General features: G+C 68.8%; 17 protein-coding genes. 11 read left to right on the forward strand and 6 right to left on the reverse strand.

All coding sequences use genetic code 11. From position 1 onward, the window contains the following. The first annotated feature begins 9 nt into the window (after positions 1-9). From yajC to BUQ68_RS14780, 5 genes are all read left to right on the forward strand, one after another. Positions 10-351, forward strand: coding sequence for a preprotein translocase subunit YajC (gene yajC, locus BUQ68_RS14760; protein ID WP_075216743.1), 342 nt, complete (start codon positions 10-12; stop codon positions 349-351). Between the two features lie 221 nt (positions 352-572). Then, positions 573-2186, forward strand: a complete 1614-nt coding sequence (gene secD / locus BUQ68_RS14765) for a protein translocase subunit SecD (RefSeq protein ID WP_075216744.1) — start codon at positions 573-575, stop codon at positions 2184-2186. A gap of 28 nt (positions 2187-2214) precedes the next feature. Beyond that, positions 2215-3159 (forward strand): protein translocase subunit SecF, encoded by a 945-nt coding sequence (gene secF, locus BUQ68_RS14770; RefSeq protein ID WP_075216745.1) that lies wholly within the window; start codon positions 2215-2217, stop codon positions 3157-3159. Positions 3160-3250: 91 nt separating this feature from the next. Further along, the gene (locus tag BUQ68_RS14775) at positions 3251-3667 is read left to right on the forward strand and encodes an Mth938-like domain-containing protein (protein WP_075216790.1); all 417 of its coding nucleotides are present in this window, start codon (positions 3251-3253) and stop codon (positions 3665-3667) included. 4 nt (positions 3668-3671) lie between these two features. Continuing rightward, entirely contained in the window at positions 3672-4535 is an 864-nt protein-coding gene (locus tag BUQ68_RS14780; RefSeq protein WP_075216746.1) for a phytoene/squalene synthase family protein, read from the forward strand. A 34-nt stretch (positions 4536-4569) separates the two neighbouring features. On the opposite strand, the gene trmFO is transcribed toward BUQ68_RS14780, so the two are convergent. The 3 genes from trmFO to uvrA all read right to left on the reverse strand — a co-directional run bounded on the left by trmFO (position 4570) and on the right by uvrA (position 10169). Further along, on the reverse strand, positions 4570-5985 hold the full coding sequence (gene trmFO / locus BUQ68_RS14785; protein WP_075216791.1) for a methylenetetrahydrofolate--tRNA-(uracil(54)-C(5))-methyltransferase (FADH(2)-oxidizing) TrmFO: 1416 nt from the start codon (positions 5983-5985) through the stop codon (positions 4570-4572). Between the two features lie 565 nt (positions 5986-6550). Beyond that, a complete protein-coding gene (locus BUQ68_RS14790) occupies positions 6551-6700 on the reverse strand; it encodes a DUF1127 domain-containing protein (protein ID WP_075216747.1) in 150 nt (49 codons plus the stop codon). A 550-nt stretch (positions 6701-7250) separates the two neighbouring features. Further along, a complete protein-coding gene (uvrA, locus tag BUQ68_RS14795) occupies positions 7251-10169 on the reverse strand; it encodes an excinuclease ABC subunit UvrA (RefSeq protein ID WP_075216748.1) in 2919 nt (972 codons plus the stop codon). A 565-nt stretch (positions 10170-10734) separates the two neighbouring features. On the opposite strand from uvrA, the gene ssb reads away from it, so the two are divergent. Continuing rightward, a complete protein-coding gene (ssb, locus tag BUQ68_RS14800; RefSeq protein ID WP_075216749.1) occupies positions 10735-11280 on the forward strand; it encodes a single-stranded DNA-binding protein in 546 nt (181 codons plus the stop codon). Between the two features lie 81 nt (positions 11281-11361). Beyond that, the gene (locus BUQ68_RS14805) at positions 11362-11760 is read left to right on the forward strand and encodes a DUF2306 domain-containing protein (RefSeq protein WP_075216750.1); all 399 of its coding nucleotides are present in this window, start codon (positions 11362-11364) and stop codon (positions 11758-11760) included. Positions 11761-11767: 7 nt separating this feature from the next. Here BUQ68_RS14805 and BUQ68_RS14810 read toward each other — a convergent pair whose 3' ends face one another. Then, on the reverse strand, positions 11768-12433 hold the full coding sequence (locus BUQ68_RS14810; RefSeq protein WP_075216751.1) for a MarC family protein: 666 nt from the start codon (positions 12431-12433) through the stop codon (positions 11768-11770). 179 nt (positions 12434-12612) lie between these two features. Between BUQ68_RS14810 and uraD the strand changes: the two genes are divergently transcribed. Genes uraD through BUQ68_RS14825 form a run of 3 tightly spaced genes read left to right on the forward strand, consistent with a single transcriptional unit; the run spans position 12613 to position 15648 of the window. After that, on the forward strand, positions 12613-13158 hold the full coding sequence (gene uraD, locus BUQ68_RS14815) for a 2-oxo-4-hydroxy-4-carboxy-5-ureidoimidazoline decarboxylase (protein ID WP_075216752.1): 546 nt from the start codon (positions 12613-12615) through the stop codon (positions 13156-13158). Next, positions 13155-14426, forward strand: coding sequence for an allantoate amidohydrolase (locus tag BUQ68_RS14820; protein WP_245293266.1), 1272 nt, complete (start codon positions 13155-13157; stop codon positions 14424-14426). Before uraD ends, BUQ68_RS14820 begins: the two co-directional genes overlap by 4 nt. Positions 14427-14430: 4 nt before the next feature. After that, positions 14431-15648: an ArgE/DapE family deacylase gene (locus BUQ68_RS14825; protein WP_075216753.1), complete on the forward strand. Its 1218-nt coding sequence runs from the start codon at positions 14431-14433 to the stop codon at positions 15646-15648. A 45-nt stretch (positions 15649-15693) separates the two neighbouring features. Here BUQ68_RS14825 and BUQ68_RS14830 read toward each other — a convergent pair whose 3' ends face one another. Continuing rightward, positions 15694-16140 (reverse strand): DUF2214 family protein, encoded by a 447-nt coding sequence (locus BUQ68_RS14830; protein ID WP_075216754.1) that lies wholly within the window; start codon positions 16138-16140, stop codon positions 15694-15696. A 171-nt stretch (positions 16141-16311) separates the two neighbouring features. On the opposite strand from BUQ68_RS14830, the gene BUQ68_RS14835 reads away from it, so the two are divergent. Next, positions 16312-16881, forward strand: coding sequence for a TetR/AcrR family transcriptional regulator (locus BUQ68_RS14835; protein WP_075216755.1), 570 nt, complete (start codon positions 16312-16314; stop codon positions 16879-16881). Positions 16882-17042: 161 nt separating this feature from the next. On the opposite strand, the gene BUQ68_RS14840 is transcribed toward BUQ68_RS14835, so the two are convergent. Continuing rightward, entirely contained in the window at positions 17043-18368 is a 1326-nt protein-coding gene (locus BUQ68_RS14840; RefSeq protein ID WP_075216756.1) for an NAD(P)/FAD-dependent oxidoreductase, read from the reverse strand. Positions 18369-18485 lie beyond the last annotated feature (117 nt).

An 18485-nucleotide genomic window follows, 5' to 3' on the forward strand; every position in this document is an offset into this window, starting at 1 on the left:
CCAGAACGGATGTTCGTGACCCCCGCGTTTGCGCAGGCCGCTGGAGAGCCGGCGGGCGCCACCGCCTTCCTGATCCAGTTCATGCCGTTCATCCTGATCTTCGTGATCATGTATTTCCTGCTCATTCGGCCGCAGCAGAAGCGAGCCGCCGAGCACCGGGACATGATCAAGAACCTGCGCCGCGGCGACGTGGTGGTGATGGCCGGCGGCCTGATCGGCAAGATCTCCAAGGTGGTGGACGAGACCGAGATGGTGCTCGACATCGGCGAGGGTCCGGGCGGCATCAAGGTGCGGGTGGCGCGCGGCTCCGTGGCCGAACTCCGCTCCAAGGGCGAGCCGGTCAAGGACTGACGGGCGGGGCGGGTCCGGCCTCCATAATGGGGAGGGGCCCGGTCCGGCCGTAGGATCCGGCCGGCGCCGCGGGTGCCGCCGGATGTCCGGCGGTGGCGACGGCGAGCGCCCCGCTTTCGGGGGGCGCTTCAATCGTCCCGGGGCCGGGGCGATCGACAGCGCCCGGCGAAGGCTGTCTCGAACTGATGGAGCCCCGCGAGCCAACGGGGCACGAGGTTTACATGCTCTACTTCTCCCGCTGGAAGATCACGGCGATCCTGGGCACCGTCCTGCTCGGCCTGATCGTGCTGTTGCCGAACTTCCTGTCGACCACCCAGTTGCGCGAGACCTGGCCGTCCTGGCTGCCCGGCCGGCAGATCGTGCTCGGCCTCGACCTTCAGGGTGGCGTCTACCTGCTTTACGAGGTGGACACCGCCGACTACCGGGCCAAGCGCATGAGGAGCCTGGAGGGCGACATCCGCAACGCCATGCGCCAGGAGCCGCGCATCGGCTACACGGGCCTTGGCATCCAGGGCGACGCGGTGCAGCTGCGCATCCGCGACACGGCCCGGCTGGAGGACGCCCGCACCCGGTTGCAGGAACTGGTGAACCCCTTGAGCACAGCGGTGCTGGGCGGACCGAGCGTGACGGAGTTCGCCGTGGAGGACGCCGGCGAGGGCCTCTTCCGCATGGAATTCACCGACGCAGGGCTCGAGCAGCGGCTCGCCACCGTGGTGAACCAGTCGATCGAGGTGATCCGGCGGCGCGTGGACGAGCTCGGGACGACCGAGCCCTCCATCCAGCGTCAGGGCGCCGAGCGCATTCTGGTGGAGGCCCCCGGCGAACGGGACCCGGCCCGCCTGAAGGACATCATCGGCCGCACGGCGCAGCTCTCCTTCCATCTGGTCGACGTGAACACCAACCCGGCCGACGCGCTCGCCGGCAGCGCGCCTCCGGGCACCATCGTGCTGCAATCGCTGGACGAACCGGCCATCCCCTATGTGGTGGAGGAGGCGCCGCTGCTTTCCGGCGAGGATCTGGTCGACGCCCAGACCAGTTTCGACCAGCGCACCAACGAGCCGATCGTCTCCTTCCGCCTGTCCACCGGCGGATCGCGGAAGTTCGCGCAGATCACCAACGAGAACGTCAACCGCCCGTTCGCCATCGTGCTCGACAACGAGGTGATCTCGGCGCCGGTCATCCGCGAGCCAATCACCGGTGGCTCCGGCCAGATCTCCGGCAACTTCACAGTGGAGAGCGCCAACGACCTCGCGGTGCTGCTGCGTGCCGGCGCGTTGCCGGCCCGGCTTTCCGTCATCGAGGAGCGCACCGTCGGCCCGGGCCTTGGCGCCGACTCCATCGCGGCCGGTCAGATCGCCTCGGTCATAGGCGCGGTGGCCGTCGCGCTCTTCATGCTCGTCTGCTACGGCCTGTTCGGGGTGTTCGCCAACATCGCGCTCGTCGTCAACGTGATCCTGATCTTCGCGGTGCTGACGCTGCTGCAGGCCACGCTGACCCTGCCCGGCATCGCCGGCATCGTGCTCACCATGGGCATGGCGGTGGACAGCAACGTGCTGATCTTCGAACGGATCCGCGAAGAGCAACGGCTCGGCCGGTCGGCCGTCACGGCCATCGACACAGGCTTCCAACGGGCCATCGGCACCATCATGGACGCGAACGTGACGACCTTGATCGCCGCGGCGGTGCTGTTCCAGCTCGGCTCCGGCCCGGTCCGCGGCTTTGCGGTGACGCTGACGGTCGGCATCCTTACCACCATCTTCACCGCCATCACCTTCAGCCGCCTGCTGATCGCCCTCTGGGTCCGCCGCCGTCGCCCGACGACGGTGCCGATCTGAGCCAGCCGGTCCGGCAAGGAACACACTGATGCGTCTTCTCCGCCTCTTCCCCGACGACACGCGCTACCCGTTCATGCGGTGGCGTCGGCTCAGTTTTCCGATCTCCGGCCTCCTGTCGGTTCTGTGCTTCCTGGCCTTCTTCCTGATGGGCATGAACACCGGCATCGACTTCCAGGGCGGCACCCTGATCGAGATCCAGACCCGCGATGGTCCGGCCGATCTCAGCGCCGTGCGCGAGCGGCTGAACGCGCTGAACCTTGGCGAAGTGCAGGTGCAGGAGTTCGGTTCGCCGGAGAACGTGCTGATCCGCATCGTCCGCCAGGAGGGCGGGGACGAGGGCCAGCAGGCCGCGGTGGCGCAGGTGCAGGAGGCGTTCGGCGACGAGGTGGACTATCGCCGTATCGAGGTGGTAGGGCCACGTGTTTCCGGCGAGTTGGCGCAGAACGGCACCTTCGGCGTGCTGCTCGCCCTCCTCGGCATCATGATCTACGTGTGGTTCCGCTTCGAGTGGCAGTATGCGGTCGGGGCCATCATCGCCACTCTCCACGACGTGGTGCTGACCATCGGTCTCTTCGCGGCGCTGCAACTGGAGTTCAATCTCTCCTCCATCGCGGCCATCCTCACCATCCTCGGCTATTCGCTGAACGACACGGTGGTGGTCTACGACCGCATCCGCGAGCTTCGCCGCAAGTACAAGCGGATGCATCTGATCACCCTGCTGGACCTTGCGATCAACCAGACGCTGGCGCGGACCACGATGACGGCCGCCTCCACCTTGATCGCGCTCCTGTCGCTCTACATCTTCGGCGGAGAGGTGATCCGGTCGTTCACCTTCGCCATGCTGTTCGGCGTTCTGGTCGGCACCTATTCGTCGATCTTCATCGCTGCGCCGGTGCTGATCTTCCTCGATCCGGATCTCGCCCCGCGCGGCACCGATGAGGACGAAAGCACGGCGGAGGCGAAGCCGGCCTGATCAGGCAAGGTCGGGCGTCGCCGTGGGCGGCGCCTCGGCCGTCCATCCGGGTTCGCCGCGGGCGGACACGGGCAACCGGGCAGAGGACGCGATGGTCGGCAAGCTGTTCGAACCCCGCGGCGCGCACGGTATCGTCCAGCGCGCGCAGCACTTTCCCGGCCGGGCGGCGATCAGCGCCTACGGCAACGGCGGCTTCCGCTTCGCCGAAATGTCCCACCGGGGCTCCATTCTCTGCCTGCCGTCCGGCATTCACGGATGGGACGCGGCCGAGGCGGGGGACATCGACCAGGAAAGCCTCGCCAGGGCCTTCGCCGAGGCGGACCAGTTCGAGGTGCTGCTGATCGGCACCGGCCGCTCCATCACGCCCATGCCCGAAGCCCTGCGCCTCGCCGTCCGCGAGCGCGGCCTACGGGCCGACGTGATGCCAACGGGGGCGGCGGTGCGCACCTATAACATCATGCTCGGGGAGAATCGGCCCGTGGCCGCGGCCCTCCTTGCCGTCGCGTGATCGGATGAGCGACGCGCCCCCGGACCGGCTGGCGGACGTCTACGCCCACGCGGAGGCTGTCGTGCGTGATGGCGACCGGGACCGCTGGCTCGCCGGTCTCTTCGTGCCGGCGAACCGTCGACGTCACGTCTTCGCCCTTCAGGCCTTCTCCGCCGAGGTCGCCCGCGTGCGGGAAATCGTTCGCGAACCGCTGCCCGGCGAGGTGCGGCTGCAGTGGTGGCGCGACGCGCTCGACGGCACCGGGCACGGCGACGTGACGGGCAACCCGCTCGCGGCAGCGCTCCTCGACACGGTCGACCGCTTCCGCCTGCCGGTGGCAACCCTGCAGGCCCTGGTCGACGCACGGGTGTTCGACCTCTACGACGACCCGATGCCGACCCTCCTCGACCTGGAGGGCTACGCGGGCGAGACCGCGTCCGTCCTCTTTCAGGCGGCCGCCCTGGTGCTCTGCGACGGGGACGATCCGCGTGCGGCGGACGCCGCCGGCCACGCGGGCGTTGCCTATGCGATCACCGGGCTGTTGCGCGCGCTGCCGATCCACGCTCGGCGCGGGCAGGTGTTCGTGCCGGAAGACGTGCTGGCGCGCCACGGCACCAGCGCCGAGGTGCTCCGGGATGCGCTTCTGACGCCGTCGATCGCCGGAGCGCTCGCCGAGATGCGCGACCATGCCCGGCACCACCTGGACCGGGCGCTGGCGGCGATCCCGAAAGCGGACCCCCGCGCGCGGCCGGCCTTCGTGCCGCTCGGCCTGGTGGCGCCCTATCTGAAGGCGCTGGACCGGCAGACCGATCCGTTCGCAAGCGTTGCCGACATTCCCGGCTGGATGAAGCCCGTGCACCTCTGGCGCTTCGCCCGCCGGCTCGGCTGAGCGGGGGGCGGGCGTCGGGTCTGGAGGCCGCGGCCTATTCCGCCGCGTCGCGTGCAGGGGCGCGGCCGAGCCAGACGTCGGCATCGGCGAGCGCCCGGCCGGTCAACGCCCGCTTCTTGGCGGCCGCTTTTTCCGGGCCGCGCAGACGCTTGCCGGGCTCGCGCGGCACCTCGATCGGCGGGAACAGGCCGAAATTCACGTTCATGGGCTGGAAGGAGCGCGGGCCTTCGCCTTCCACCGACAGATGACCGCCGGTGATGTGGCCGAGCAGCGCCCCGAAGGCGGTGGTCGGCGGGGGCAGCAACGGCGCCTCGCCGTGCCGCTCCGCTGCGGCGAACCGCCCGGCAAGGAGGCCGATGGCGGCGGATTCCACATAGCCCTCGCAGCCGGTGATCTGGCCGGCGAAGCGCAGCCGCGGATCGGCCTTCAGCCGCAAGGCGCCGTCGAGGAGGCGCGGGCTGTCCAGATAGGTGTTGCGGTGGAGGCCGCCGAGACGCGCGAACTCGGCGCCCTCCAGGCCCGGGATCATGCGGAACACCCGCACCTGCTCGGCATACTTCAGCTTGGTCTGGAAGCCGACCATGTTGTAGAGCGTGCCGAGGGCGTTGTCCTGGCGCAGTTGCACGATGGCATGGGCCTTGACGGTCGGGTCGTTCGGGTTGGTGAGACCCACCGGCTTCATCGGCCCGTGGCGAAGGGTCTCGCGGCCGCGCTCCGCCATCACCTCGATCGGCAAGCAGCCGTCAAAATAGGGCGTCGATTCCCATTCCTTGAACGTGGTCTTCTCGCCGGCGATCAGCGCGTCGATGAATGCCTCGTACTCGTCGCGGTTCATCGGGCAGTTGATGTAGTCGGCGCCGGTGCCGCCGGGTCCCGTCTTGTCGTAGCGCGACTGGAACCAGGCCTTGCTCATGTCGATGCTGTCGAAGTGCACGATGGGCGCGATGGCGTCGAAGAAGGCGAGGCTTTCCGCGCCGGTGAGGCCGCGCACCGCCTCGGCGAGTGCTGGCGACGTGAGCGGGCCGGTGGCGACGATCACGCTCTGCCAGTCGGAGGGCGGCAGGCCGGCCACCTCGCGGCGGTCGACGGTGATCAGCGGGTGGGCCTCGATGGCAGCGGTCACCGCTTCGGCGAAACCCTCCCGGTCGACCGCCAGCGCCCCGCCGGCTGGCACCTGGTTGCGGTCGGCCGACGCCATGATGAGCGAGCCGGCGCGCCGCATCTCCTCGTGCAGCAGGCCGACCGCATTCTGGGTGTGGTCGTCGGAGCGGAAGGAATTGGAGCAAACGAGTTCGGCGAGCTTGTCCGTGCCGTGCGCGTCGGTGCGCCGCTCTGGGCGCATCTCGTGGAGCACGACCGGGATGCCGGCCTCCGCAATCTGGAAGGCGGCTTCGGATCCGGCGAGGCCGCCGCCGATCACGTGAATGGGGGCGTGGGTGCTGTTCGTCATGGCCGGGACCATAGGGCGGCCCGGCCCGCGCTTCAACGGAGGTTGGCTGATTCCTGCTTGCCGAAGGGGGTCGAGGCTACGGGAAGAGCCGAAAAAGCAGACGCCCGCCGGGGGAGGAGATCCGGCGGGCGTTGCATAACGCCATGAACGCGGGGGAGGAGGTCCGCTTCATGGCTCGGGCCGGGCGGGGAGGAGGTCGCCGCGGCCACCGGCCCGATGAGGAGATCGGGGCCGGATTTGCCGGACGGTGGCCAGGGAGGAGGTTGGCCGTTGCGTCCGGACTTCCAGGGACGGCGACTCGGCGGGGGAGGAGATCCGACGAGCGACCGTATGACACCAGCTGGACGAGGGAGGAGGTTCGTCGAGCCGGCAGCGGGTCGGGGCAGGGGAGGAGGTCTGCCCGGACCCTGATCGGCGCCCAACGCATCCGACAGGGAGGAGGATGCGGATGCGGCGGCGTCCGATGTCTTGAACCCTTGAGGGCCGTTTCCGTTTCAAGCCAACATGTGGCGACCGAGAAACGAGTCTTCAAGAGTTATGGCGCTGAGCGCCAGTTGTTCCTGGATCAGAAAGTCGCCCGACGGGCGATGGTCGGAATATCCGACCGGGCGATGCCGAGGTCGTCGAGCTCGCGGGTCGAAAGACGAGCGAGCTCCCGATAGGTTTCCTGATACTTGCGGTAGGTGCGGAGCTTCTTGACAACGGTGTCGAACATGACGTGTTCCTTCACGAAACTGGTGGAGGGATCGCTCTACACTGGCCGGGTGGCCTGCGGTGCGTCGCCTTTGACGAACCCAGAGATAGGCGAAGGTCGTACGCGTTGGGAGAGGGGCAATCGCATGCCAGCGATGCATTTGTTGCGGGGCAACATGAATCGGGCCGAGGAATCATTCAGAGTTCTTTAACGGTTTTGGCAACGAAACGACGGAATTCCGCGGTTCAGCGGGTTTTTGTCGCTCTTGCTCCGTCCTAAACCGTTTTATTTCGACCTCTATAAGTTTTTTGCATCGCACAATAGGACTTGTGGCTTGAATGCCACACGGGGGCCTGCGGCAGCTTGTCCCATGGGTGACAGCGATGTCAGGGCGTTTCGCCCTGCCTCGGACCCTGGCCGGCGTCCGAAAACGATCTCAGGCAGCGGGTGCCGCGGGTCGGGAGAGGTCGGCGCAATCGATCGAATCGTCGGCGCCCTGGCTGGATGACCGCCCACAAGACACGGGAGTGCAGCGCGAATCGCGCTTTGCGGGCGGTCCGGTCCCGGACGCCTACTCGGCGGCGACCCGGCCGGGCCGCGCCGGACGGCGGCCGAGCAGATCCTTCAGGTAGCGGCCGGTGTAGGAGGCGTCGACCTTCACCACGTCCTCCGGCCGGCCGGCCGCCACGATGGTGCCGCCGCCGTCCCCACCTTCCGGGCCGAGGTCCACGAGCCAATCGGCGGTCTTGATGACCTCCAGATTGTGTTCGATGACCACCACGGTGTTGCCCTGGTCGACCAATTCGTGGAGCATTTCCAAGAGCTTGGCAACATCGTGGAAATGCAGGCCGGTGGTCGGCTCGTCGAGGATGTAGAGCGTGCGGCCGGTCGCCCGCCGCGACAACTCCTTGGCGAGCTTCACCCGCTGGGCCTCGCCGCCCGAAAGCGTGGTGGCCTGCTGGCCGACCTTGATGTAGCCGAGCCCGACATCGCGCAGCGACGTCATCTTGTCCCTGACCGCCGGCACCGCCTGGAAGAAGTCGCAGGCTTCCTCCACGGTCATGTCCAGCACGTCGGCGATCGACTTGCCCTTGAACTGCACGTCCAGGGTCTCGCGGTTGTAGCGCTTGCCCTTGCAGACGTCGCAGGTGACGTAGACGTCGGGCAGGAAGTGCATCTCGATCTTGATGACGCCGTCGCCCTGGCACGCCTCGCAGCGGCCGCCCTTGACGTTGAAGGAGAAGCGCCCCGGCTGGTAGCCGCGCGCCTTCGCCTCCGGCAGGCCGGCGAACCACTCGCGGATCGGCGTGAAGGCACCGGTGTAGGTGGCCGGGTTGGACCGCGGCGTGCGGCCGATCGGCGACTGGTCGATGTCGATGACCTTGTCCAGATACTCCAGGCCCTCGATCCGGTCGTGCGGCGCCGCCTGTTCGCGGGCACCGTTCAGCCGGCGCGCCGCCGCCTTGAACAGGGTGTCGATCAGGAAGGTGGACTTGCCGCCGCCCGAGACGCCGGTGACGCAGGTGAAGGTGCCGATGGGGATGTCGGCGGTGACGTTCTTCAGGTTGTTGCCGCGCGCGCCGACCACCCGGATCTGCTTGCCCTTCTGGAGCTTGCGCCGGTCCTTCGGCACCGGGATGCCGAGGGCGCCGGAGAGATACTGCCCGGTCAGGGAGTTCGGGTCGGCCATCACCTCCGCGGGGGTGCCCTCGGCGACGATCCGGCCGCCGTGGATGCCGGCGCCCGGCCCCACGTCCACCACATAGTCGGCGGCGAGAATCGCGTCCTCGTCGTGCTCCACGACGATCACCGTGTTGCCGAGGTCGCGCAGGCGCTTCAGCGTCTCGATCAGCCGGTCGTTGTCGCGCTGGTGGAGGCCGATGGACGGCTCGTCCAGCACGTAGAGCACGCCGGTGAGGCCGGAACCGATCTGCGAGGCGAGGCGGATGCGCTGGCTCTCCCCGCCCGACAGGGTGCCGGACGCGCGAGCGAGCGTCAGGTATTCGAGCCCCACGTCGTTGAGGAAGCGCAGCCGGTCGCGGATCTCCTTCAGGATGCGGCCGGCGATCTCGTTCTGCTTGTCGGTCAGACGCGCCGGCAGGTCCTCGAACCAGGCGGCCGCCCGGCGGATCGACTGCTCGGACACTTGGCCGATGTGGCGCCCGTCGATCTTCACCGCCAGCGCTTCCGGCTTCAGCCGATAGCCGTTGCAGGTGGGGCAGGGGTGGTCGGACTGGAAGCGGCCGAGTTCCTCGCGCACCCAGTCGCTCTCGGTCTCCTTCCACCGCCGCTCGATGTTGTTGACGACGCCCTCGAAGGGCTTCCGCGTCTTGTAGCCACGAAGGCCGTCGTCGTAGGAGAACTCGATCTCCTCGGCGCCCGACCCGATCAGGATCACCTCCTTGACCCGGTCCGGCAGGTCGCGCCAGGGGGCGGTCATGGACACCTTGAAGTGCCGGCAGATGGCTTCCAGCGTCTGGGCGTAATAGGGCGACGACGAGCCCGTCTTCGCCCACGGCAGGACCGCGCCACCGCGTAGCGACAGGCTGTCGTCCGGCACCACGAGCGCCGCTTCGAATTTCATGGTCACGCCGAGGCCGTCGCAGGCCGGGCAGGCGCCAAACGGATTGTTGAACGAGAAGAGTCGAGGCTCGATTTCCGAGATGGTGAAGCCGGAGACCGGACAGGCGAACTTCTCCGAGAAGAGCATGCGCCGGGCGGCGCCCTTGTCGTCCTTCTCGTCGGCGAACTCGATGACCGCGATGCCGTCGGCAAGGCCGAGCGCGGTCTCGAACGAATCGGCGAGGCGGGTCGCCATGTCGGGGCGGACGACCACGCGGTCCACCACCACGTCGATGTCGTGCTTCAGCTTCTTGTCGAGCGCCGGCGCGTCGGCGATCTCGTGGAAGGCGCCGTCGATCTTGACCCGCTGGAAACCCTTCTTCTGCAGCTCCGCCAGTTCCTTGCGGTACTCGCCCTTGCGGCCGCGGATCATCGGCGCCAGCAGGTAGAGCCGCGTGCCCTCCGGCAGGGCGAGCGTCCGGTCCACCATCTGGCTGACGGTCTGGCTTTCGATCGGCAGCCCGGTCGCCGGCGAGTAGGGCACGCCCACCCGCGCGAACAGCAGGCGCATGTAGTCGTAGATCTCGGTGACGGTGCCGACTGTGGAGCGCGGATTGCGCGAGGTGGTCTTCTGCTCGATGGAGATGGCCGGGGACAGGCCGTCGATCTGGTCGACGTCCGGCTTCTGCATCATCTCCAGGAACTGGCGCGCATAGGCGGAAAGGCTCTCCACATAGCGGCGCTGGCCTTCGGCATAGATGGTGTCGAAGGCGAGCGACGACTTGCCCGAGCCGGACAGGCCCGTCATCACCACCAGCGAATCGCGCGGCAGGTCGAGATCCACGTTCTTGAGGTTGTGCTCGCGCGCGCCACGGATCGAGATGGTCCGCCGCGCCGTATCGAACGCGCTCGTCTTCGGCTTCGTCATTCGCTCACCCGCGCCCTTCGCTCACCCGACCCGCGACGTCACCCGATGCTTTGCCCGACCGAACCCCGGTGCGCCGCCCGATGGTCCGATCCCCGGCGGCACGCCGGCAATCTAGAGAGGCCAGCCGGGCGCCTCGCAAGGACCATGCCCAGCAGTTGCGAGGCGGACCACGCTAGGCCCCCGCTGCTGACGTGCGGCGTCAGCAGCGTCCGGCGCACCAAGGCCCGGTCTCCCATGATCGGCTGTTCGGATGAAACCCCGTCGGACTGGCTGACATATAGGCTGTGTTGGAATTCCGCCAACAGTCCACAAAGAACATAGCAGGAACAGCGGAAACGTGCTAACGATTTCCTAACGGCTGTGGAAAACCGGACGCACTCGGCCGGGGACCGGGGTCGCAGGTTCCGCACGGCCGGCTTGGGGCGTAGGGTGCCGGTTGGCTAGGAAGGCGGCTGTCCGAAACGCGGGTGCATGAGCCCGGCCGGATCCGAGCGCGACGGTGGGGTGAGGGCGATGCCCTCTTCCGTGCCGACGGCTGCCGTGCAACGAAGCAGGAGTGAGTGCCATGGCTGGCAGCGTGAACAAAGTGATCCTCGTCGGCAACCTGGGTCGCGACCCCGAGGTGCGGCGGCTCGGATCCGGCGAGCCGGTGGTCAACCTCCGGATCGCCACTTCGGAGAACTGGCGCGACAAGGCCTCCGGCGAGCGCAAGGAGCGGACCGAGTGGCACTCGGTGGTGATCTTCAACGAGAACCTCGCCAAGATCGCCGAGCAGTATCTGCGCAAGGGCTCCACGGTCTACATCGAGGGCCAACTGCAGACCCGCAAGTGGCAGGACCAGTCGGGTCAGGAACGCTACACCACCGAGATCGTGCTGCAGCGCTACCGGGGCGAACTGACGCTCCTCGGCGGCCGCGGCGACCGGGCCGGCGGCGGCGACGACTATGGTGAGAGCGGCGGCGAGTTCGGCGCGTCGAGCCCCATGGAAAGCCGCGGCGGCTACGGCGGCGGCCAGCGGTCCGGCGGCGCGCCGCGATCGGGCGGCGGTGGCGGCGGCAGTCAGGCACCGTCGAATTTCGGCTCGGACATGGACGACGAAATCCCGTTCTGAGCAAAGCGGCGACCGATTGCCGGCATTGTCAAAAATACACTGGCGTGGGAGAGTGCCGGCCATCTCTGGCGGGACTTTCCCATGACGCTTTCTCCCTTGTTGTCCGCGCCGCCCGTGGTCTTCTGGCACGCGGTGACGGCGCTGGCTGCGCTCGCCCTCGGCATCCTTCAGATGGCTGGACCGAAGGGCACCATTGCGCATCGGGCGATTGGTTGGGGGTGGGTCGGCCTGATGCTGGTGGCGGCGGTGTCGTCCTTCTGGATCCACGGCATCGACCAGTTCATGGGGTTCAGCCTCATCCACGGGCTGGCGGCCTGGACCTTGCTGAACGTACCGGTGGCCGTGTGGTTCGCGCGCCGTGGTCGGATCGGGGCGCATGCCCAGGCGATGACCTGGCTGTTCTGGGCCGCGCTGGTGGGTGCCGGGGTCTTCACCCTGTTGCCGGGCCGGATCATGGGGCAGGTGGTGTTCGGCTGGTAGGCCGGTCTCACACCCGCATGATGGCCTTCACGCCGTCCGCCACGAACTGCACCGCGAGCGCCGACAGGAGCACGCCGAGGAGGCGCGTCAGCACGCTGCGGCCGGTGTCGCCGAGGTAGCGGTCGACCCGGTCGGAGGCGATGAAGACGAGATAGCAGCTCCCGATCATCGCCAACACGAGGAGGATCAGGAGCACAAGCGCCAGCGTATCCGCCGCCTGGGCGGCGAGCAGGATGGTGGCCGAGATGGCGCCGGGTCCGGCGATCAGCGGGATGGCGAGCGGGAACACCGCCAGATGGCGGAGGTCCTCCTGGGCGATCGGTGCGGCGTGCGGGTGCGGGCCCGCCGGGGCGTTGGCGCGGGCCTGTTCGGCCGACGCGGCCTTCCGCCGCTCCCGCTTCTCGAACACCATCTCGAAGGCGATCCAGAAGAGCAGCAGCCCGCCGGCGATGCGGAAGGCGGGCAGCGAGATGCCGAGGAAGGTGAGCACCGCCGTGCCGGTGAGCGCGAAGCCGACCAGGATGGCGGCGGCGATCACCGAGGCTCGCATGGCGATCGCCTGCCGCATGGCCGGCGAGGCGCCGCGGCTGACGGCAAGGAAGAGCGGCGCGAGCCCGATCGGGTCGATGGTGACCAGGAGCGTCGCGAAGGCATTCATGAGATAGTTGCCCATCGGTCGGCGTCTCCCCTTTGGCCGCGCAGAGTGGCAGGCGATCGTGCGCGGGCGCAAGGCTGTCTCGCGTCGGCTCCGTCGGCACCCGTGCGGGCGGTCTTGAAAGCCGTTGCGGACGAACGCAGGAGAATGTCACGGTAGGCGATCCGACTCCTTCTCCGAATGGTCTCGACCGCCCCATGACGGCCGCCTTCCCGCTCAGTGTTTCCGACGTGAACGCCCTTTCCGACGACGACTTCGTGGCCCGCTTCGGCGATGTGGCCGAACACTCCCGCTGGGTGGCGGCGGCGGTGGCGCGCCGGCGGCCCTTTGCCGACCGGGAGGCCGTGATCGCGGCGTTCGAGACGGTGGTGGAGGCGGCCGATCCGGCCGCGCGTCTGGCGCTCCTTCGGGCCCATCCGGATCTTGCCGGCAAGGCCGCGCTCCGGGGCGAGATCGCGGCGGACAGTCGGGCGGAGCAGAAGGGCGCAGGCCTGGACAGCCTCACCGCCGCCGAGTACGCCCGCTTCACGGACCTCAATCAACGCTACCGCGCGCGGTTCGGCTTTCCTTTCATCTTCGCCGTGAAGGGCGCGACCAAGCACATGATCCTGGACGCCTTCGAGGACCGCCTCGGCAACGCGGTCGAGGCGGAACTCGCCACCGCGCTCGGCCAGGTGGCGCGCATCTTCCGGTTTCGCCTGGAGGATCGCATCGCTGCCGCCGCGGAGGAGCCGGCCTCGTGACGACCGCCGTGATCGCCGATCTTGGCCGCCGTGCCCAGTCCATGCTCGACGCGCTCGCGGCGCTTTCCGACGAGGATGGCCGGATCACCCGGCTCTACCTGTCGCCCGCCCACCGACGGGCGGCGGACCTCGTCGCCCGCTGGATGGGCGCGGCCGGCATGGCGGTGAGCGAGGACGCGCTCGGCACCGTGCGCGGCCACCTGCCGCCGGCTGTCCCCGGCCCGCTCGCCAACCGCCGCTACCTGGTCGGCTCGCACATCGACACGGTGGTGGACGCCGGCCGGTATGACGGGACGCTCGGCGTGGTGGCCGCCATCCTCGCCGTGGAGGAGATCCGGGCCCGGGGGCTGAAGCTGCCGTTCGGGCTCGACGTGCTGGCCTTCGGCGACGAGGAGGGCGTGCGGTTTCCCACAACCCTCGCCTCGTCGTCGGCCGTGGCGGGTGTCTTCAAGCAGGCGGACCTCGACGGCGCGCGGGATTCAGCGGGCGTGTCGCTCCGCGAGGCGCTCGTCGGCTTCGGCGGCGATCCGGACCGGGTGGCGGCTGCCGCCTACGCGCCGGAGAGCGTCCTCGGCTATTTGGAAGTGCATATCGAGCAGGGGCCGGTGCTCGAGATCGAGGGCCGGCCGCTCGGCGTGGTGACGTCGATCGCCGGCCAGTCCCGCTACATGGTGACGGTCACCGGCGAGGCCGGTCATGCCGGCACCGTGCCGATGACCATGCGCCGCGACGCGCTGGCGGCGAGCGCCGAGATGATGCTGGCCGTGGAGGCCGTGGCGCGCGCCGGCCGGGCCGACCAGATGGTGGCGACGGTCGGCCGCTTGTCGCTCGATCCGGGTGCTGTCAACGTCATTCCGGCCCGGGTGAGCTTCACGGTGGATCTGCGCGCCGAGACGGATCCGCCCCGCGCCGCCGCGGCGGACGCCATCAAGCAGCGGTTCCGGGAGATCGCGGAGGCGCGCAACGTGGCCTTCCTAATGGACCGCTACCACGACACGCCGACGACGCCGGCGTCGCCCCGCATCCAGGCCGCCTTCGCCCGCGCGGTGGAGGACCTCGGCCTGCCGGTGCGGCGGCTGACCTCCGGCGCCGGGCACGATGGACACGCCATGCACGCGCTTTGCGACATCGGGATGCTGTTCGTCCGGTGCCGTGCTGGTATAAGCCACAATCCGAACGAATTTGCCGACGCGACCGACATGGGGCTGGCGGTGGAAGCGCTCATCCGGGCGCTGACGGCCCTCGCGGACGGCCAGGGAGAGGTTTGACGTGATGAAGTCCATCATCGAGGCGGCCTTCGACGAGGAGGTGGCTTTCCTGAAGGCGCTGGTGCGGGTTCCGAGCGACAATCCGCCAGGCGACTGCGAGCCCCACGCGGAGACCGCGGCCGCGCTCCTGGAGAGCATGGGCTTCAAGGTGGAGCGCCTGCCGGTGCCCGAACCCTTCGTGCGCCAGCATGGCATGCGGTCCGTCACCAACTTGATCGTGCGCCACACCTTCGGCGCCGGCAGCGGCCCGGTGATCGCCCTCAACGCCCACGGCGACGTGGTGCCGCCCGGCGAGGGCTGGACCGCCGATCCCTACGGGGCGGAAGAGCGCGGCGGCGCCATCTACGGCCGCGGCGTGGCGGTCTCCAAGTCCGACTTCGCCACCTATGCCTACGCGCTGAAGGCGCTGATCGCCTCCGGCCTCGACCTCGACGGTACGGTGGAACTGCACCTGACCTACGACGAGGAGGCGGGCGGCTTCGTCGGCCCCAAGTGGCTGATCGAGCAGGGTCTCTCCAAGCCGGACCTCGCCTTCTCGGCCGGCTTCTCCTACGCCATCACCACCGCCCACAACGGCGTTCTCCATCTGGAGGTGGTCGTGCGCGGCCGGCAGGCCCACGCCGCCATGCCGGAGACGGGCGTCGACGCGCTGGAGCATGTGGTGCCCATCCTCCAGGCGCTCTATGAGGAGCGTCACCGGCTCGGCGGCACCGTGTCGGCGCAGAAGGGCATCGGTTCGCCCAAGCTGACGGTCGGCCTCATCTCAGGCGGCATCAACACCAACGTGGTGCCCGACCGCATCGTCATGCGCCTCGATCGCCGGCTGATCCCGGAAGAGGTGGGCCTCGACGTGGAGGCGGCGCTGATCCGGCTGATCGAGGACGCCGCGCCGAAGGTTCCCGAACTGGAGGTGGAGGTGCGCCGCATCATGCTCGCCGAGCCGCTGCGGCCGCTGCCGGGCGTGGAGAAGCTCGTGGAGGCGGTGCAGCGCCACGCGACCGCCGTGCTCGGCGTCGCCGTGGAGCCGACCGGCGTGCCGCTCTACACGGACGCGCGCCACTATGCGGCGGCCGGCATCCCGACCATCCTCTACGGCGCCGGCCCGCGCTCCATCCTGGAGGCGAACGCCCATGCGGCGGACGAGCACCTGAAGCTCTCCGACCTCAAGGCCGCCACCGAAGTGGTGGCGCTCGCCCTGGCGGATCTGTTGAAGAAGGCCTGATCCGGGCGTCCGGATGTTCCGAACACGGTAGTCCGCCGCCTTCGGTCAGAGGTTCTGGCCGAGGGCGGCGGCAAACAGCGGGATGGTGGCAAGTAGCGCCCATTGGGCCACCACGAAGCGCCGAACCCGGCCGATCTCGGCCATGCCGGGCAGGGCGCCGCCGGACCGGACCGCCCGGCCCCAGCGGCCGAAGGCGATGGTGGGCGGTGCCGAGAGGGCGCCGACAGCCAGGAAGGCCGCGATCTTGGCCCAGAAAAAGGCATTGCCGGCGTAGAAGGTCCAGTCCTTCAGGCCGAAAAAGACGCGCCCGATCCCGAGGGCGAGCACGGCAAGCGCCACCAGCCCGTAGAAGAGGTCCAGCCGGCCGAGTCGGGCAAGCACCGGGGCTGTCAGCGGTCCCGCGAAGATCAGCGCGGTCTCGGCCGCCAGAACCGCGACCAGGGTAAAGACCGCCAGATGATGGGCGGCGGCGAGCGGGTAGGCGACGTCCATGAGACACCCTCCAGGTCGCGTCCGGTCGGGGCCGTACGGTCCCCAGGACGGGTCCGTCAGGGCGGTGGACGTTCGGCGATGTTGATGGCGTCAAGACTAGGATCGAAACTGCACGGCGTCAACTTATAAGTTGATGGTGTATAGTTGGCGCTGCGAATCCGGGAGCAGCCCATGGCCAAGGACACCTACCACCACGGAAACCTGCGCACCGCGCTCCTCCTGGCAGCCAAGGAGGCGCTGCGTACCGAGCCGCCGGCCAAGCTGAGCCTGCGCCAACTGGCGACGGCCGTGGGAGTGAGCTTCAACGCGCCCTACAGTCATTTCGCCAGCAAGGACGAGCTTCTGGCCGAACTCGCGCGGGAGGGCTTCGACGATCTCACCGCCCGTAGCCGGGAAATGCTGCAGGCCTGTCGCCCGGACCGGGCGAGCCGGATTTCCGCCCTCAGCCGGGCCTATCTGCGCTTCGGCACCGAAAACCCGCACGTCTACGATCTGATGTTCGGCCGGCACGGGGAGGGCGAGCACCCGGCGCTCCGCGCCGCCGCGGAGGCGTGCTTTGCGGTGATGGCCGAGACCGTGCGCCAGGAGACGGGCGATCCGGACCTGCCGCTCTTCGCCTGGGCCACCGTCCACGGCCTCGTCACGCTGCAGAACGCCGGCCGGATCGGGCCGCTGAACAGTCCCGTCCGCCGCTTCGAAGATCTGGCCGATCGCCTACCGTTGGTGCAGAGGTCTCCGTGAGCGAGAACCCGGGCGCCTATCTGTCTGGCGTACAGATGACGGCGAGGTTCGTGCGTAGCCGTCTTGATGGCGTCAAAATAAGCGAGGGTGGGATCGGTGGGTGCCGAAGGGTGAGGGCGACAACGCGCGGACGAAAACCGCCCGTCGCCGCCTCCGCCTGATCAGTGCAATTTCACCTGCGGCTCGGTGCGCCGCATGATGCTGCGGCCGAGGGTTTCCAAAGCCACCTTCGGAAAGCCGTGCAGCGCCACCTCGTGCATCTTGTAGAGCGAGCGGTACATCAGCCGGGCGAACAGCCCTTCGATGAACATGGACCGGCCGACCACGAAGCCCATCAGGCTGCCCACCGTCGAATAGTGTCCGAGCGAGACGAGCGAGCCGAAGTCCTTGTAGACGAAGGGCTGCAGCGGCTTGCCGGCGAGCCGGCGGCGGAGCTGGCGGTAGAGGTGGCTTGCCTGCTGGTGCGCCGCCTGGGCGCGCGGCGGGACGATGCCGCCGCCGGGGCGCGGGCAGGCGGCGCAGTCGCCCATGGCGAAGATGTCCGGATCGCGGGTGGTGACGAGCGTCTGGTCCACCACGATCTGGTTGGTGCGGGTGGTCTCCAGCCCGCCGATGTCCTTCAAGACGTCCGGACCCTTCACGCCCGCGGCCCAGACCACAAGTTCGCTTTCAACGAAATCGCCGCCCTCCAGCTCCACGCCGGCGTCGGTCACGCGCATCACCTTGGAATAGGTGCGGACCTGGACGCCGAGGTCGGCGAGGAGCGCCGCCGTGGCGGCGGACAGCCGCTCCGGGAGCGCGGGAAGGATGCGCGGACCCGCCTCCACGAGGGTGATCTTCAGGTCCCGCTCCGGGTCGATCTTGTCGAGGCCGTAGGCCACGACGGCGCGGGTCGTGCGGTGGAGTTCGGCCGACAGTTCGGTTCCGGTGGCGCCCGCGCCGATGATGGTCACGTGCAACTGGCCGGGCCGGATCGGCGCCGCCTGGGTGTGCGCCCGGTAGCAGGCGTTGACGATCCGCCGGTTGAAGCGCGCTGCCTCTTCGGGCGTCTCCAGCGCGATGGCGTGCTCCTTGGCGCCGGGCGTGCCGAAATCGTTGGTGGTGGAGCCGATGGCGATCACCAGCGTGTCGTACTTGAACGAGCGCGCCGGGGTGATCTCCTCGCCGTCCTCGTCATAGGTGGGCGCCAGGTGGACGAGCTTCTGGTCCCGGTCGAGACCGACCATGCGGCCGTAGCGGAAGCGGAAATGGTGCCAGTGGGAGTGGGCGAGATAGTCCAGTTCGTGCCGGTCCTCGTCCATGGAGCCGGCCGCCACCTCGTGCAGCAGCGGCTTCCAGACGTGGGTGCGCGACCCGTCGATCAGGGTGATCCGCGCCTTGCCCTTGCGGCCGAGCGTGTCGCCGAGCCGCGTCACCAGCTCCAGGCCGCCGGCCCCACCCCCGACCACCACGATATGGGGCAAGGTCTCGTCGTTGCTTCTCGCCATGGCCGCATTCCCCCTCGGTGCCGACTCTTCCGCCGATCTCCAAAGGCAAGCCTATGTTCCGAACGGTTGGCGAAGGATGACCATTCAGGCCTTGCGTCGCGAGGTCGCGGGGGGGGG

This window comes from Mongoliimonas terrestris (assembly GCF_001927285.1).
In the GTDB taxonomy this organism is placed as follows: Bacteria; Pseudomonadota; Alphaproteobacteria; order Rhizobiales; family Pleomorphomonadaceae; genus Chthonobacter; species Chthonobacter terrestris.

Coding starts and splice junctions, on each gene's coding strand:
- yajC (WP_075216743.1), top strand. CDS start 10: ATGTTCGTGACCCCCGCGTTTGCGCAGGCCGCTGGAGAGCCGGCGGGC.
- secD (WP_075216744.1), top strand. CDS start 573: ATGCTCTACTTCTCCCGCTGGAAGATCACGGCGATCCTGGGCACCGTC.
- secF (WP_075216745.1), top strand. CDS start 2,215: ATGCGTCTTCTCCGCCTCTTCCCCGACGACACGCGCTACCCGTTCATG.
- BUQ68_RS14775 (WP_075216790.1), top strand. CDS start 3,251: ATGGTCGGCAAGCTGTTCGAACCCCGCGGCGCGCACGGTATCGTCCAG.
- BUQ68_RS14780 (WP_075216746.1), top strand. CDS start 3,672: ATGAGCGACGCGCCCCCGGACCGGCTGGCGGACGTCTACGCCCACGCG.
- trmFO (WP_075216791.1), bottom strand. CDS start 5,985: ATGACGAACAGCACCCACGCCCCCATTCACGTGATCGGCGGCGGCCTC.
- BUQ68_RS14790 (WP_075216747.1), bottom strand. CDS start 6,700: ATGTTCGACACCGTTGTCAAGAAGCTCCGCACCTACCGCAAGTATCAG.
- uvrA (WP_075216748.1), bottom strand. CDS start 10,169: ATGACGAAGCCGAAGACGAGCGCGTTCGATACGGCGCGGCGGACCATC.
- ssb (WP_075216749.1), top strand. CDS start 10,735: ATGGCTGGCAGCGTGAACAAAGTGATCCTCGTCGGCAACCTGGGTCGC.
- BUQ68_RS14805 (WP_075216750.1), top strand. CDS start 11,362: ATGACGCTTTCTCCCTTGTTGTCCGCGCCGCCCGTGGTCTTCTGGCAC.
- BUQ68_RS14810 (WP_075216751.1), bottom strand. CDS start 12,433: ATGGGCAACTATCTCATGAATGCCTTCGCGACGCTCCTGGTCACCATC.
- uraD (WP_075216752.1), top strand. CDS start 12,613: ATGACGGCCGCCTTCCCGCTCAGTGTTTCCGACGTGAACGCCCTTTCC.
- BUQ68_RS14825 (WP_075216753.1), top strand. CDS start 14,431: ATGAAGTCCATCATCGAGGCGGCCTTCGACGAGGAGGTGGCTTTCCTG.
- BUQ68_RS14830 (WP_075216754.1), bottom strand. CDS start 16,140: ATGGACGTCGCCTACCCGCTCGCCGCCGCCCATCATCTGGCGGTCTTT.
- BUQ68_RS14835 (WP_075216755.1), top strand. CDS start 16,312: ATGGCCAAGGACACCTACCACCACGGAAACCTGCGCACCGCGCTCCTC.
- BUQ68_RS14840 (WP_075216756.1), bottom strand. CDS start 18,368: ATGGCGAGAAGCAACGACGAGACCTTGCCCCATATCGTGGTGGTCGGG.